The sequence below is a fragment of the Micromonospora sp. ABR4_055 genome (assembly GCF_056160425.1).
Genome location: NZ_JBSWXD010000020.1, coordinates 1 through 13448 on the forward strand (window position 1 = coordinate 1; position 13448 = coordinate 13448).

13 protein-coding genes are annotated in these 13448 nt (G+C 73.0%); 5 read left to right on the forward strand and 8 right to left on the reverse strand.

The genetic code is table 11. The features are described 5' to 3' along the window. Positions 1 to 125: 125 nt before the first annotated feature. Genes ACXAHD_RS07760 through ACXAHD_RS07775 form a run of 4 tightly spaced genes read right to left on the reverse strand, consistent with a single transcriptional unit; the run spans position 126 to position 3450 of the window. Positions 126 to 590 carry an SRPBCC family protein gene (locus ACXAHD_RS07760; protein ID WP_289212690.1) on the reverse strand — a complete coding sequence of 155 codons (465 nt, stop codon included), beginning with the start codon at positions 588 to 590 and terminating at the stop codon, positions 126 to 128. Between the two features lie 42 nt (positions 591 to 632). Continuing rightward, the gene (locus tag ACXAHD_RS07765) at positions 633 to 1043 is read right to left on the reverse strand and encodes a DUF2795 domain-containing protein (RefSeq protein ID WP_281554438.1); all 411 of its coding nucleotides are present in this window, start codon (positions 1041 to 1043) and stop codon (positions 633 to 635) included. Positions 1044 to 1072: 29 nt separating this feature from the next. Next, a complete protein-coding gene (locus ACXAHD_RS07770) occupies positions 1073 to 2011 on the reverse strand; it encodes a YihY/virulence factor BrkB family protein (RefSeq protein WP_281554439.1) in 939 nt (312 codons plus the stop codon). After that, entirely contained in the window at positions 2008 to 3450 is a 1443-nt protein-coding gene (locus ACXAHD_RS07775; protein ID WP_281554440.1) for an aldehyde dehydrogenase family protein, read from the reverse strand. The genes ACXAHD_RS07770 and ACXAHD_RS07775 overlap by 4 nt, the downstream gene beginning before the upstream one ends. A gap of 69 nt (positions 3451 to 3519) precedes the next feature. On the opposite strand from ACXAHD_RS07775, the gene ACXAHD_RS07780 reads away from it, so the two are divergent. Beyond that, the gene (locus ACXAHD_RS07780; RefSeq protein WP_281554441.1) at positions 3520 to 5124 is read left to right on the forward strand and encodes a phytoene desaturase family protein; all 1605 of its coding nucleotides are present in this window, start codon (positions 3520 to 3522) and stop codon (positions 5122 to 5124) included. A 34-nt stretch (positions 5125 to 5158) separates the two neighbouring features. Here ACXAHD_RS07780 and ACXAHD_RS07785 read toward each other — a convergent pair whose 3' ends face one another. The 4 genes from ACXAHD_RS07785 to ACXAHD_RS07800 all read right to left on the reverse strand — a co-directional run bounded on the left by ACXAHD_RS07785 (position 5159) and on the right by ACXAHD_RS07800 (position 8804). After that, positions 5159 to 6568, reverse strand: coding sequence for a hypothetical protein (locus ACXAHD_RS07785; protein ID WP_475049424.1), 1410 nt, complete (start codon positions 6566 to 6568; stop codon positions 5159 to 5161). Next, complete coding sequence (locus ACXAHD_RS07790) at positions 6565 to 7017, reverse strand: hypothetical protein (protein WP_281554443.1); 453 nt, start codon at positions 7015 to 7017, stop codon at positions 6565 to 6567. The genes ACXAHD_RS07785 and ACXAHD_RS07790 overlap by 4 nt, the downstream gene beginning before the upstream one ends. A 165-nt stretch (positions 7018 to 7182) precedes the next feature. Further along, positions 7183 to 8235, reverse strand: a complete 1053-nt coding sequence (locus ACXAHD_RS07795) for an SDR family oxidoreductase (RefSeq protein ID WP_281554444.1) — start codon at positions 8233 to 8235, stop codon at positions 7183 to 7185. Positions 8236 to 8360: 125 nt separating this feature from the next. Continuing rightward, positions 8361 to 8804: an SRPBCC family protein gene (locus ACXAHD_RS07800; RefSeq protein WP_281554445.1), complete on the reverse strand. Its 444-nt coding sequence runs from the start codon at positions 8802 to 8804 to the stop codon at positions 8361 to 8363. 113 nt (positions 8805 to 8917) lie between these two features. Here ACXAHD_RS07800 and ACXAHD_RS07805 point away from each other — a divergent pair, with 113 nt between their 5' ends. The 4 genes from ACXAHD_RS07805 to ACXAHD_RS07820 are packed head-to-tail and all read left to right on the forward strand — an operon-like array spanning position 8918 to position 13440. Beyond that, on the forward strand, positions 8918 to 10567 hold the full coding sequence (locus ACXAHD_RS07805; RefSeq protein ID WP_281554446.1) for an HAD-IIIA family hydrolase: 1650 nt from the start codon (positions 8918 to 8920) through the stop codon (positions 10565 to 10567). Continuing rightward, complete coding sequence (locus ACXAHD_RS07810; protein WP_281554447.1) at positions 10564 to 11541, forward strand: glycosyltransferase; 978 nt, start codon at positions 10564 to 10566, stop codon at positions 11539 to 11541. The genes ACXAHD_RS07805 and ACXAHD_RS07810 overlap by 4 nt, the downstream gene beginning before the upstream one ends. Then, positions 11526 to 12740 carry a glycosyltransferase gene (locus ACXAHD_RS07815; protein WP_281554448.1) on the forward strand — a complete coding sequence of 405 codons (1215 nt, stop codon included), beginning with the start codon at positions 11526 to 11528 and terminating at the stop codon, positions 12738 to 12740. Before ACXAHD_RS07810 ends, ACXAHD_RS07815 begins: the two co-directional genes overlap by 16 nt. Before the next feature lies 1 nt (position 12741). Then, complete coding sequence (locus ACXAHD_RS07820; RefSeq protein WP_281554449.1) at positions 12742 to 13440, forward strand: D-sedoheptulose-7-phosphate isomerase; 699 nt, start codon at positions 12742 to 12744, stop codon at positions 13438 to 13440. Positions 13441 to 13448 lie beyond the last annotated feature (8 nt).

A 13448-nucleotide genomic window follows, 5' to 3' on the forward strand; every position in this document is an offset into this window, starting at 1 on the left:
CCCCCCCCCCCCCCCCCCCCCCCCCCCCCCCCCCCCCCTGCCTCCAGGCCCACCGGTCGGCCGGCTCGGGAGGAGTCACCGCCGGCCGGCGGGCGCTGTTCGAGGTGCGGTGGTCGGTCGAATTGTCACGGCTGCGGTCGGGGGACCTCGCCACGCCAGGCCCCGGTCTCCACGCCGTGCCGGCTCTCGATGAAATCCTTGAAGCGCTTCATATCACCCTTCACCCGGCGGTCCACGATGCCCAGCTTGTCGCCGGCCTGCTCCGCCACTCCCTCCGGGTCGAACTCCATCTGCGCGGTGACCCGGGTGTGGGCATCGTCCAGGCGGTGGAACGTGATGACACCGGCCTGCTTCACCCCGCCGGTCGCGGTCCAGGCGACCCGCTCGTCGGGAATCTGCTCGGTGATCTTCGCGTCGAACTCACGCGACACCCCGGCGATCTCGGTCGTCCAGTGCGTCAGCGTCTCCGACACTTGAGTCACCTCGGAGACGCCCTCCATGAACTGGGGGAACTCCTCGAACTGCGTCCACTGGTTGTACGCGGCGCGTACCGGCACCGCGACATCGACGTACTCGGTCACTGCTCCCATGTGAGTCCCTCCTCTACTTCCGCCGGGCCGCAGGCGGCGCGGTCACCAGCGGGTCGTCTCGTTGGCATGGCCGAGTTCGGCCCACACCTCGGACACCGTCTGGAACGTGCGACCCGGCGGCAGCTGATCGATCTCGTCGAGCACGTCGTCGGGTGCCTCGTTCTCCAGCGCGCTGTCGCGCAGCGTGCTGCGGTCCCCGGGCAGCGCCGAGAGGTTGATGTAGCGGCCCAGCCTGCTCCGCTGCTCGACCTCCTCGCTGGTCATGCCCTGCGGCGTACCGGAGCGGTTGTCGCCGGCCGGAACCGCAGCCGGCTCCGGCTGGTCCTCGCCCGGGGGCTCCGCCTCGTGCCACTCCTCGGCCCGGCCTCCGGTGGTGCCCTGCGTGGTCCCACGGGTGTCGTGGGCCATGCTGTCGTCCACCCGGGGACTGTGCTTGCTGTTGCCGCGTTCCATAGCTGTTTGACTACCCGTGAGCGGCGTGGCTAAACCGGCGTGCGTGGCGGCAGCACCGGGTCGGCCGGTTCCGACTCACCGGCCTGGGCGGCCCGGCCGCGCTGCACCTCCGCGTTGATCTCGACGCCCAGCATCACCGCCAGGTTGGTCAGGTAGAGCCAGACCAGGAATGCGATCACCGCGCCGAGGCTGCCGTAGGTCACGTCGTATGAACCGAAGTACGCGACGTAGGTGCCGAACCCGGCGGAAGCCAGCGCCGCCAGCAGCAGGGTCACCACGCCGCCGACGGCCAGCCAGCGAAGCCTCGGCTGGCGGACGTTGGGAGCGAACCAGTACAGAAGAGACAAAAGCGTCGTGACGATGGCGATCAGCACCGGCCATTTGAGCAGACTCCAGGCGGTACGCGGGGCCTGGCCCAAACCGAGCCGGTCACCGAGCGCATCGGTGACCGGGCCGCTGACGATCAGCATCACGGCGACCAGCGCGAGCAGCATCAGCCCGGCGGTGGTCAACCCGAGTTGCTGCGGCTGCAACCGGTAGAAGGGGCGACCTTCGGCCACCCCGTAGATGGCGTTCGCTGCGCGGGTGAACGCCCGAACGTACCCCGACGCGGACCACAGTGCGGCAACCAGGCCGAAGCTGAGCAGCACACCGGCGGAACTGCGCTGGGCGACCACCCCGTCGATGATGTCGACGAAACCCTCGTCGCCCACCACCGCCCCGGCTCCGAGCTCCTCGGCCAGGCCGACCACGGTGTCCACCGTGCGTTCACCGTCGGAGACCAGACCGACCAGGGCGACGACCACGATCAACGAGGGGAACAACGCGAGCACCCCGTAGTAGGTCAACGCGGCGGCCCAGTCCACGCAGTTGTCCCGGACGAACCGGCGTCCGCTGCCGACCAGCACGGCGCGCCACGTCGTCAACCGGATCTCGCGTAACCGCGCCGGCCGTGCCGGACTGCTCACCAGCGGCCGTCCGGTCCACCCGGGGCCTGCAGATGCAGCACCTTGACGACGGTCATCTCGTCGAGCAGTTCCGGTCCGAATCCGAGGCCCTCGCCGCTGCCGCGCCGGGGGTGCGCGGCACCGCCCGGCGCTCCACCGAACACCGAGTTGATCTTCACGGTGCCCACCGGCAGTTCGCGCCAGGCCCGCTGCGCGTGGCTCATGGACCGGGTCAGCACGGTCGCCGACAGGCCGTACGGGGAAGCCGCCGCCCGGGACAGCGCCTCGTCGAACGACCCCACCGTCATCACCGGGGCGACCGGGCCGAACGTCTCCTGCCGCATCACCGCCATGTCATCTGTGCATCCGGTCAGCACCGTCGGCGGGTAGAAGGCACCGGGCCCGTCCGGGATCCGGCCCCCGCACCGCGCCGTCGCCCCGGCCGCCAGCGCCGCCGAGACCTGCGCATGCACCTGGTCGCGGTGCCGGCGGTCCACCAGCGGACCCAGCTCGGTGTACGGGTCACGGGCAGGCCCCAACCGCATCCCCGAGCAGAGGCCGGTGAGCGCCTCGACGAACGGCTCCGCCACCGTGCTGTGTACATAGATCCGCTCCACGCTGACACATACCTGGCCCGAGTTGGCCAACGCGCCGGCCGCCGCCTGCTGCGCGGCCCATCGCGGATCGACGCCCTCGTCGACGACCAGCGCGTCGCTGCCGCCGTTCTCCCGCAGCACCTTGGCCCCGGTCCGGGCGCACGCCTCGGCGACCGCCCGCCCGGTGTCGGTCGCCCCGACGTGGGCGACCAGGTCCACCCCGTCGGAGGCGGCGATCCGGGCACCGACGCCCCCGTCGCCGGTCAGCAGGGCGAAGACCCCGTCGGGAACCTCGTCGGCGACCATCCGGGCGAGCAGCGCGCCGGTCGCCGGGCAGCGTTCACTCGGCTTGTGCACCACCGTGTTGCCGGTCACCAGCGCCGCGCCGAGCAGCCCGCAGGCCACCGCTACCGGGTCGTTCCACGGCGTCAGCACCGCCACCACCCCACGCGGCACGTACGCCATCAGATCCAGGGCGGCCGGGTCGCCGGCCAGCGCCCGACCCCGGTGCACCGGCCCCAGTTCGGCGTACTGCCGCAGGGTCGCGACACCGGCAGCGATCCCGGCCCGAGCCCCAGCCAACGGCTTGCCCATCTCCGCACTCTGCGCCTCGGCCACCTGGTCGGTGGCACCGGCCAGAGCGTCCGCGATTCGTCGCAGCGCGGCGGCCCGATCCGCCGCCGGTGTCGCAGCCCACCCCGGCGCCGCCTCGCGGGCCGACTTCACCGCCGTGTCGACGTTCGCCTCGGTGGCGAGCGGACTGCGGCTGACCGGGGTGCCCTCGGACGGGTCCTCGACGACGATCTCGGCACCGTCGCCGAACCGCCCCCACCCACCGTCGATGAACTGCTCCACGTCGTACATCCGGCGGTCGTTCCCGGAGGTCGCGCCGGTAAACGTTTGGCCGCGCCCGGCCGGGGTAGCCGCGCGGAGATGGCAGAAACGGATGTGGAGACGGCGGACGCGGTCGTCATCGGCGCCGGACACAACGGCCTGGTCGCCGCCAACCTGCTCGCCGACGCCGGCTGGGACGTGCTGGTCCTGGAGGCGACCGGGGCGCCGGGTGGTGCGGTCCGGTCCGCCGAGGTGACCGCCCCCGGCTATCTCAGTGATCTGTACAGCTCGTTCTATCCGCTCGGATTCGCCTCGCCGGTGCTGCGGGAGCTGCGGCTGGCCGAGTTCGGGCTGCGCTGGCGGCACGCTCCGGACGTCTTCGCCCACCTGCTGCCGGACGACCGCGCGGCGGTGGTCAACCTGGACCCACGGCGGACCGCCGAGTCGCTGGAAGCATTCGCCGACGGCGACGGCGAGCGCTGGCTGTCGGCGTACGCCGAGTGGCGGGCCGTGTCGGCGCCGCTGATCGATGCGCTGTTCACCCCGTTCCCGCCGGTGCGGGCCGGCGCCGCGCTGCTGCGCCGGCTCCGGACCGCCGGATCGCTGCGGCTGGCCCGGCGCCTGGTGCTGCCGGTCCGCCAACTAGGCCGGGAGACCTTCGCCGGCGCCGGCGGTCCGGCGCTGCTCGCCGGTTGCGCGCTGCACACCGACCTGGCCCCCGACGATGTCGCGTCCGGCGTGTACGGCTGGCTGCTGACCATGCTCGGTCAGGAGATCGGCTGGCCGGTACCGGCGGGCGGCGCGCAACGGATCACCGACGCGTTGGTCGCCCGGCTGCGTTCCCGGGGCGGCCGGCTGGTCACCGGCGCCGCCGCCGACCGGGTGCTGATCGCCCGCAGCCGGGCGGTCGGCGTGCGTACCGTCGACGGCCGGCGGTGGCGGGCCCGGCGGGCGGTGCTCGCCGACGTTCCCGCTCCGGCGCTGCTGCTCGACCTGGTCGGCGACCGGTGGCTGCCTCCCAGGATGGTCGACGACCTGCGCCGGTTCCGGTGGGACGGGTCGACGGTGAAGGTTGACTGGGCGCTCGCCGGCCCGATGCCGTGGCGCAATCCGGCGGTCGCCACCGCCGGTACCGTGCACCTCGGGGCCGACCTGGACGGCCTGACCCGGTACGCCGCCGAATTGGCCTGCGACGAGGTGCCCCGTGACCCGTTCCTGCTGCTCGGCCAGCTGACCACCACCGACCCGCAGCGATCGCCGACGGGCACCGAGTCGCTGTGGGCGTACACGCACCTGCCGCACCGGACCCGGTGGCACCCCGAGGAGATCGTCGAACACGTCGCGCGGATGGAGGCGGTGCTGCAGCGGCAGGCGCCGGGCTTCGGCGCCCTGGTCCAAGCCCGTCATGTGGCCGGTCCGGTGGACCTGCAGGAGCACAATCCGAGCCTGGTCGGGGGAGCGGTCGGTGGCGGCACCTCGGCTGCGTACCAGCAGCTGTTCTTCCGGCCGGTGCCCGGCCTTGGCCGCGCGGACACCCCGGTCGACCGGCTCTTTCTCGCCTCGGCGTCGGCGCACCCCGGCGGCGGGGTGCATGGCGCGCCCGGGTCGAACGCCGCGCGGGCGGCGCTGGTCCGCGACCGCGCGGCGACCGGGTGGATGTACGGGGCCGTGGTGTCGGCGGCGCAGCGGGCGGTCTACCGCTGAGCCGGTGTCGGAGCTCCGGCTGGAACCGCCGGGGTCACTGGCCGGGGGGACGCGGCCAGGACTCCTCAACCGGCGTCGGTGCCGGTGCGCGGGGCGCCGGTGGTGGTGCGGCTGCCGGTGTCGGTGGCGGTGGTGCGGCTGCCGGTGTCGGCGGTGCTGACGCCGGATCGGTCGCCGGTGCGACAGCAGGCGTGGCGGACTGGTCCCGCCCGGCCGGCGCGACAGCGGTCGGCGCGACCCACAGCGGGGCCTTTGGCAGCAGCGAACGGAAGTCGAACGAACACTTGCTGCAGGACCGCAGCGCCGTCTCGGTACGTCGGTCGCCGCACTGCCGGCAGAAGGTCACCACCGACTCGTCGGCCGACAGACCCTGGCAGCGTGGGCAGGCGAAGGCCGGACCCTTGGTCTGGGCCAGCCGCCCGGCCAGCACGAACGGGCTGATCACCGCGCTCACCGTGGTCGCCAGGTCGCGGGTCCGGCGGTTGCGTTCCTGCAGTCGCTCCAGTTCGGGGTTGACGATCTTCTCCAGCTTGCAGGTCGTGCAGATCAACAGCGTCCGAACCGGCAGCATCTCCCGTAGCTGGGCCTGCTGGTGCAGGAACGTCACCACCGGCACGTCGGCCGGGTCCACGGTGAACCGGAACGGCGTCGATGTGCCGGCCGAGGCGGCTGCCGCCGCGATGTACTCCTCGACCCGGTACACCAGCCCTTGGATCTGGGTGACCAAGTTCGCCGGCATCTGCCCGGGCCGGCTGGTGATCAGGGTCCCGACGGTGAGCATCCCGTCGGCTAGCTGGGTCGGCACCTCGGCGACCGTTTCCGCAGCGACGAAGGTGAACGTGCCCGCCCCGGCCCGGCTCACCGGGGCACCCTTTACCGGGTCGGACCCGTCGAGGAACCGGGTGGTGTGGCGGGAGATCAACGAGCCGGCCTGGGCCGCCCACCCGGCGGCGTTCTGCATGGCGGCGACGTCTCCGTTCCCGGTGTTGCGCCACCAGCCGGCGAAGCCGGCGGCGGCGGCCGGGTCGAGACGGGCCAGAGCGGCGTCGACGGCGGCCAGGACGGACCCGAAGACGTCCTGGTAGACAGCGGTCGCGCCCCAGTTACGGCCGACCTTCGCCGGCCAGCGGTCGCTCACCTGGACGGTGACCCGGCAGGCGGCAGGGCCGGCCTCCAGACCGATCTGCAACTGCACCGGCATCCGGGCCGGTTGCAGGGTGACCGCGCCGAGCTTGGAGCCGCGTACCGCCTGGATGACGCTGAGCTGCTCGACGGTGAGCTGGAAACCCAGGTTCCGTACGGCGGCGAGCAGATGCTGCCGTACGACGGTGAGTGGAGCGGCGACGGTCCGCTCCGCTCCGGCGGCGAGCTGGTCGGCCTGCCGATCGTCGTCGGTGCCGATGCCGGTGGCCGGCGCCCTGCCGTTGCTGTCTGCCCAGGTCATTCCGTGCCGAATCCGGTGTCGAAGCTGGTGCCGGTGTCGAAGCTGGTGCTTTCGTAACTGCTGCTGCTGTCGTATGTGCTGATCTCGGCGGCCGCGGCGTCGACGCTGTAGTCCGTCGCGGCCGCGTAGTCGCTCGCCGTACCGGCCTCGTCGGCCGCCAGCGAGTACTGCCGGTCGGCAGCCTCGATCGAGGCGGTCGGGTCGAAGCCGGCGGCGACGCTGTCCGCCGCGTCCTGCAGGTGACCGTCGGCGGACTCGGTCCACGAGTCGCTCACGTCGGCGTGCCAGTCGGACCACTCCTGGTCGGCCACGGCCTGGTCCAGATGGGTCTCCACCGCGTCGGCGACCGGCTCGGGCAGCGTGGTCGAGCTACCTGCGAAATCCGTCGTGCCGGTGTCGGCGCTGGTGTCGCTGATCAGGTAGTCGTCCCAGCTCGGATCGGTTGTCATTGACCGCCCCCTCCTGGTCGGGGCGCGTCATTCGCCGCCCCATGATCGTCATCTGCGATCGATGATGCATCGGTGGGCGGGCGGGCTGTATCCCCCTTGTGTGCCTCGGCCGCCGGTTCGACGGCAGCGACCGGCGGCCCAACGGGCGGTGGCGGTGTCAGACAGTCACGCCGCCCGCCCGACCGGTCGACGGACCGCAGCCCGCAGCCGGGCCGGCCCGCTGCCGACCATCGCCCGCGCGGTGCCGAGCGCGGCGGCCAGGACTGCGGCGGTGACGGTCTGCTTGTGCGTCACGGCCCACAGCGCCAGCGAACGCCGACGTGCCTGGTCGTCGAAGGCGCCGTGTGCACCATGATCGACCTCGGCATCGGCCGGTACGTCCACATTGTCCCGCCAGTGGGCCCGGTCGATGACCTCGTCGGTCTGCTGGGAGTCGAATCCGACCTGCCGGATCGCCAGCAGCCGGTCGAGCAGACCCGGGGCGATGATGTCGGCGAGCCGGGCCTGTAGGGTGGGGCCACCGACGTTGACCTCCCGCTTGCCGTTGTCGGCGGCCCAGCAGATCGCCGCAGCGGCCACCTCGGGTTGGAAGATCGGCGGTACCGGTTGCGGGTGTCGGGGCAGATGGGTACGCACCCAGGAGAACTGCGGCGTGTTCACCGCCGGCAGCTGGACCATCGACAGCTTGATCTCGGGGCTGGCCTGGAGCAACTCGGCCCGTAGCGAGTCGTTAAATCCCTGGATGGCGTGCTTGCTGGCGCAGTACGCCGACTGCAGCGGGATGCCCCGGTACGCCAGCGCCGAACCGACCTGCACGATCGTGCCGATTCCGGCCGGGCGCATCTGCCGCAGCGCCGCCAGCGTGCCGTGCACGGTGCCGAGGTAGTTGACCTCGGTGACCCGCCGGAACTCGTCAGCGCTGATTTCCCAGGTCGGGGCGAAGACCGACACCATCGCGTTGTTGATCCACACGTCCAGGCCGCCGTTGCGTCGGTGCAGGTCGTCGGCGGCCTCGTCGACCGCTGCGGCGTCGGCGACGTCCACCTGGTACGTGGCCACCGCCTCGGCACCCAGCTCCCGACACTGTGCGGCGGCTGCGGCCAGGCCGGCCGCTCCCCGAGCGAGCAACCCGAGCCGGGCACCGCGGCGTGCGTACCGCTGGGCGGTGGCGCGTCCGATGCCGGCGCTTGCGCCAGTGATCATCACGGTCTGGTTCATTCCGATCACCTCCCTGCGGGTGCCGTCCGGCACCCGTCCACTGACCTGCCCTGACTTGGTCTGCCCTGGCTGGCCCCTGCTGACGTGGGCCCGTCCGTCGGGCCCACGGCCGTGGCGTGCCGGCGTCACCCGACGGTCTGCCGGGTTGCGATGTCGGACAGCCGGCGCAGCGTCTCCCGGTTGCGGTGGTGCAGGACCAGATCGTCGAGCTTCGTACGGACCCAGCGCAGCGGCCCTCCGGTGAACGACTCGGCGATGGTGACCCGAGTGCCGTTGCCCGGGGTCGGCGCGAGCCGGAACACGATCGTCGCCTCGCCCAGCGGCCACAGCCCGGCCCGTAACGTCAGCTCGTCGCCCGGCTGGCAGGAGATCACCGTGGAGGCGTCGGACAACGACAGCGGCCAGGGACCGGCGGTGTGGTGCAGCCGGGCCCCGGCCTGCGGCCAGTGCCCGTCGACATCGCGGATGTGCACGGTCCCGACCACCCAGTCGCTGTACGACCAGCCGTTCGCCAGCACGGCGAACACCTGGTCCTGCGGGGCGGGGATCACCCGCTGCACGACAGCCACGATCAGCCGGGTACCCCGCGGGCGACCCGCTAACCCGGCCAGCGGCGAAATGGTGCGGACCGGACGAACGCCGTGGTTGGTTTACTCGCCCCGCACCCGGGAAACGGAGCCAGGTGCGAAGCGAACTGATCAGTCGGGGCCGCGGGCTCTTCGACGCGGTGCTCTTCGACCGTGACGGGACGCTCGTGCACGACGTGCCGTACAACGGCGACCCGGACCTGGTCCGCCCGGTGCGCGGTGCCCGCGCCGCGCTTGACCGGCTTCGCGCCGCCGGTCTGCGGCTCGGAGTCGTCACCAACCAGTCCGGCCTGGCGCGCGGCCACTTCACCACCCACGACATGCGTCGGGTGCACGACCGGATCGAGGAACTCCTCGGCCCGTTCGACACCTGGCAGGTCTGCCCGCACGACGACGGCGACGGCTGCCGGTGCCGCAAACCGGCACCGGGCATGGTCCTGGCCGCGGCCCGGGAGCTGGGCACCAGCGCCGGGCGGTGCGTCGTGGTCGGCGACATCGGCCGGGATATCGTCGCCGCCGGTGCCGCTGGCGCGACCGGCATCCTGGTACCCACCGAGACGACCCATCCGCAGGAGACGGCTGCCGCTCCCGCCGTCGCCGGTGACCTGGCCGGCGCCGCTGATCTCATCCTGCGTCGCCACCGGGCGACCGCTCCCGACGAGCCCGGCCCGCGCGGTGGCCGGGTCCTGGTCGTGCGCTCCGACTCGGTCGGCGACGTGCTGGTCACCGGGCCGGCGATCCGCGCCGTGGCGGCCGGGGCGGACGAGGTGGTCATGCTCTGTGGACCGCAGGGCCGGGCCGCCGCCGAACTGCTGCCCGGTGTGGGCGACCTGATCGAGTGGCCGCTGCCGTGGATCGACCCGGATCCCGGTCCGGTGGACCCCGCCGACCTGACCCGGCTGACGGAGCGGCTGGCCGAGGTCGGCGCCGACGAGGCGATCATCTTCACCTCCTTCCACCAGTCGCCGCTGCCGCTGGCGCTGCTCCTGCGGCAGGCCGGGGTGGATCGGATCGCGGCGATCAGTGACGACTACTCCGGCTCTCTGCTCGACGTGCGTCACCGGGTGCCGCCCGGCGTACCGGAGCCGGAACGCGCGTTGTCGCTGGCCGCCGCCGCTGGATTCGCGCTGCCCGGCGACGACGAGCCGGTGCTGCGGCTACGCCCGGGCTGTCTGCGGCCAGCCGCCGGGCCCGCACCACAGGAGCCCGGCTCGGGTGTGCGTCACCGGATGCCGGAGCCGGACCGGGCCGGGCCACCGGGCTACGTCGTCGTGCACCCCGGATCCTCCGTCGAATCCCGCGCCTGCCCGCCGGAGCGGTGTGCCGCGTTCGTCGACGCGCTGCACGCCGCCGGGCACCGGGTGGTGGTCACCGGCGGCCCCGGTGAGCAGGCGCTGAGCCGTCGGGTCGCCGGCCGGTCCGGTGCCGATCTCGGCGGGCAGACCTCGCTGGCCCGGCTCGCCGCGATCATCGCGGGGGCCGGCGCGCTGGTCGTGGGCAACACCGGGCCGGCACACCTCGCGGCGGCGGTCGGCACCCCGGTGGTCAGCCTGTTCGCGCCGACGGTGCCGTTCGGCCAGTGGGGACCATACCGGGTGCCCTGGGTCCGGCTCGGCGACCCGGTCGCCGGCTGCCGCAATACCCGGGCCGCCCGCTGCCCGGTGCCGGGCCATCCGTGTCTGTCGACGGTCTCCCCGGACAGCGTGGTCGAGGCCGTCGAACTGATCTGCGGGACGGCCGGATGAACATCTTGCTCTGGCACGTCCACGGATCGTGGACCACCGCGTTCGTCCACGGCAAGCACCACTACCTGGTGCCGGTCACTCCGGACCGGGGGCCGTACGGGCTGGGCCGGGCGCGCACCTACCCGTGGCCGGACGGCGTCACCGAGATCCGCCCCGGGCAGCTCGCCACCGCCGAGGTCGACCTGGTGATCCTGCAACGCCCCGAGGAGCTCGACCTGGCCACCAGCTGGCTCGGCCGGACCGTCGGTCGGGACGTGCCGGCGGTCTACGTCGAGCACAACACGCCAAAGGGTGACGTGCCGACCAGCCGGCATCCGATGGCCGACCGTGACGACCTCACCGTGGTCCACGTCACCCACTTCAACGACCTGTTCTGGGACACCGGCGGCACCCGGACCCGGGTGATCGAGCACGGCATCGTCGCCCCGGCCGCCCGCTACAGCGGCGAACTCGACCGGCTCGCCGTGGTCACCAACGAGCCGGTACGCCGCCGTCGGGTCACCGGCACCGACCTGATGCCCCGGTTCGCCCGGGTCGCCCCGCTGGACGTGTACGGGATGGGAGTCGCAGGGCTGCCCGGGGCCCTCGGCGGGACAGCGGCCGGTCGGTTGGCCGTCCACGACGACGTGCCGCAGTCGGCGATGCACGCCGCGGTGGCCCGCCGCCGCGCGTACCTGCATCTGTGCCGGTGGACCTCACTCGGCCTGAGCCTGATCGAGGCGATGGCGATGGGCATGCCGGTGGTCGTCCTCGGCACCACCGAGGTGGTCGCCGCGGTACCACCGTCGGCCGGGGTGCTCGCCACCCGGGTGCAGACCCTGGTCGATGCCGCCCAGTGGCTGATCGACGAGCCGGATTCGGCCCGCCGGCTCGGCGACGGCGCGCGGCGCGCGGCGCAGGACCGATACGGACTGGACCGGTTCCTCGCGGACTGGGACGAGCTGCTGGAGGAGGCGCTATGCGCATCGCGATGATCTCGGAGCATGCCAGCCCGCTCGCCGCGCTCGGCGGGGTGGACGCCGGCGGCCAGAACACGCACGTCGCGGAGCTGTCCACCGCGCTCGCCGCCGACGGTCACGAGGTCCGAGTGTTCACCCGACGGGACGCTGCGGACCTGCCGGAACTGGTGCAGCTGGACAACGGGGTTGCGGTGGTGCACGTGCCGGCCGGACCGGCCGAGCACATCGCCAAGGACGACCTGCTGCCACACATGGCGCAGTTCAGCCAGTGGCTGGCCGGGCAGTGGAGCCACGACTGGACTCCGGCGGTCGCACACGCGCACTTCTGGATGAGCGGGCTGGCCGCGGTGCACGCCGGCCGGCTGACCGGGGTTCCGGTGGTGCAGACCTACCACGCGCTGGGCACCGTCAAGCGTCGCCACCAGGGCGCGATGGACACCAGTCCACCCCGGCGCATCGGCTACGAGCGGGCGTTGGGCCGCAGCGTCGACCGGGTGGTCGCGCAGTCCCAGGACGAGGTCGCCGAGCTGATCCGGATGGGGGTGCCCCGGGGCCGGCTGTCGGTGGTGCCGTCCGGCGTCAACGAGCAGACCTTCGCCCCCGACGGACTGTCCGTGCCGCGCGACGAGGGCCGACCTCGGGTGCTGACCGTCGGCCGGCTGGTCGCCCGCAAGGGTTTCCAGGACGTCGTACGGGCCATGCAACTCGTACCGCACGCGGAGTGCGTCGTGGTGGGTGGTCCGCCGGCCGCCGAACTGGACACCGACCCGCAGGCCCGGCAGTTGCGCCAGTTGGCCGAGTCGTGCGGTGTCGGTGACCGGATCCGGCTGGTCGGCGGGGTACCCCGGGAACAGATGCCGTCCTGGTACCGGTCGGCCGACGTGCTGGTCGCCGCCCCGTGGTACGAGCCGTTCGGGCTCACCCCGCTGGAGGCGATGGCCTGCGGCGTGCCGGTGGTCGGCACCGCCGTGGGTGGGCTGACCGACACCGTCGTCGATGGACTCACCGGCGATCTGGTGCCGCCCCGGGACCCACGGGCGCTCGGCATGGCGCTGCGCGGGTTGCTCAACGACCGGGTCCGGAGGTTCGCCTACGCCACCGCCGCGCTGGACCGGGCGCGGCAGTGCTACTCGTGGCAGCGCGCTGCCACGCAGCTCACATCGATCTACGGCACCGTCAGCGGGGTGCGGCAGCCGAGCCGGGTGGTGGCCTGAGATGTCCGACGTGAACTCGCTCATCGACACCCACCTCGCCGGGCTGGCCGAGGCGTTGCTGCCGTACCGCCAGGTGGCCGCGCGGCTGGGGCGCTGGGGCGCCGAGCTGGCCTGGACGCTCGGTCACGGCGGCCGGCTGCTGGTCGCCGGCAATGGCGGCAGCGCCGCCGAGGCCCAGCACCTCGCCGCCGAGCTGGTCGGCAAGCTGCGCGACGACCGGACGCCGCTGTCCGCGATCGCATTGACCGCCGAAACCTCCTCGCTCACCGCGATCAGCAACGACTTCGGCTTCGACGAGGTCTTCGCCCGGCAGGTACGGGCCCACGGCCGCCCCGGCGACATCCTGCTGCTGCTGTCCACGAGTGGACGTAGCGGCAACCTGCTCGCCGCCGCCCGGGCCGGCCGTGACGTCGGGCTGCGCTGCTGGGCCTGCACCGGCCCGGCGCCGAACCCGCTGGCCGAGGCGTGCGCCGAGGTATTGGCGGTGCCGGCGGCCGATCCGCAGGTGGTGCAGGAGCTGCACCTGGTCACCGCGCACCTGCTGTGCGGCTACGTCGACCAGACACTGCCCGGCGTACTCGGTCTCACCGGTGCGGTCGACGTCCCCGCCCGTGCGGTCGATGCCGTCGCCGGCGCGCCCACGGCGCCAGCCGTGCCGGCCGGTCTGCCGGTGCTGGACGTGCGCGGCGGTGTCAGGTGACCGCCGGC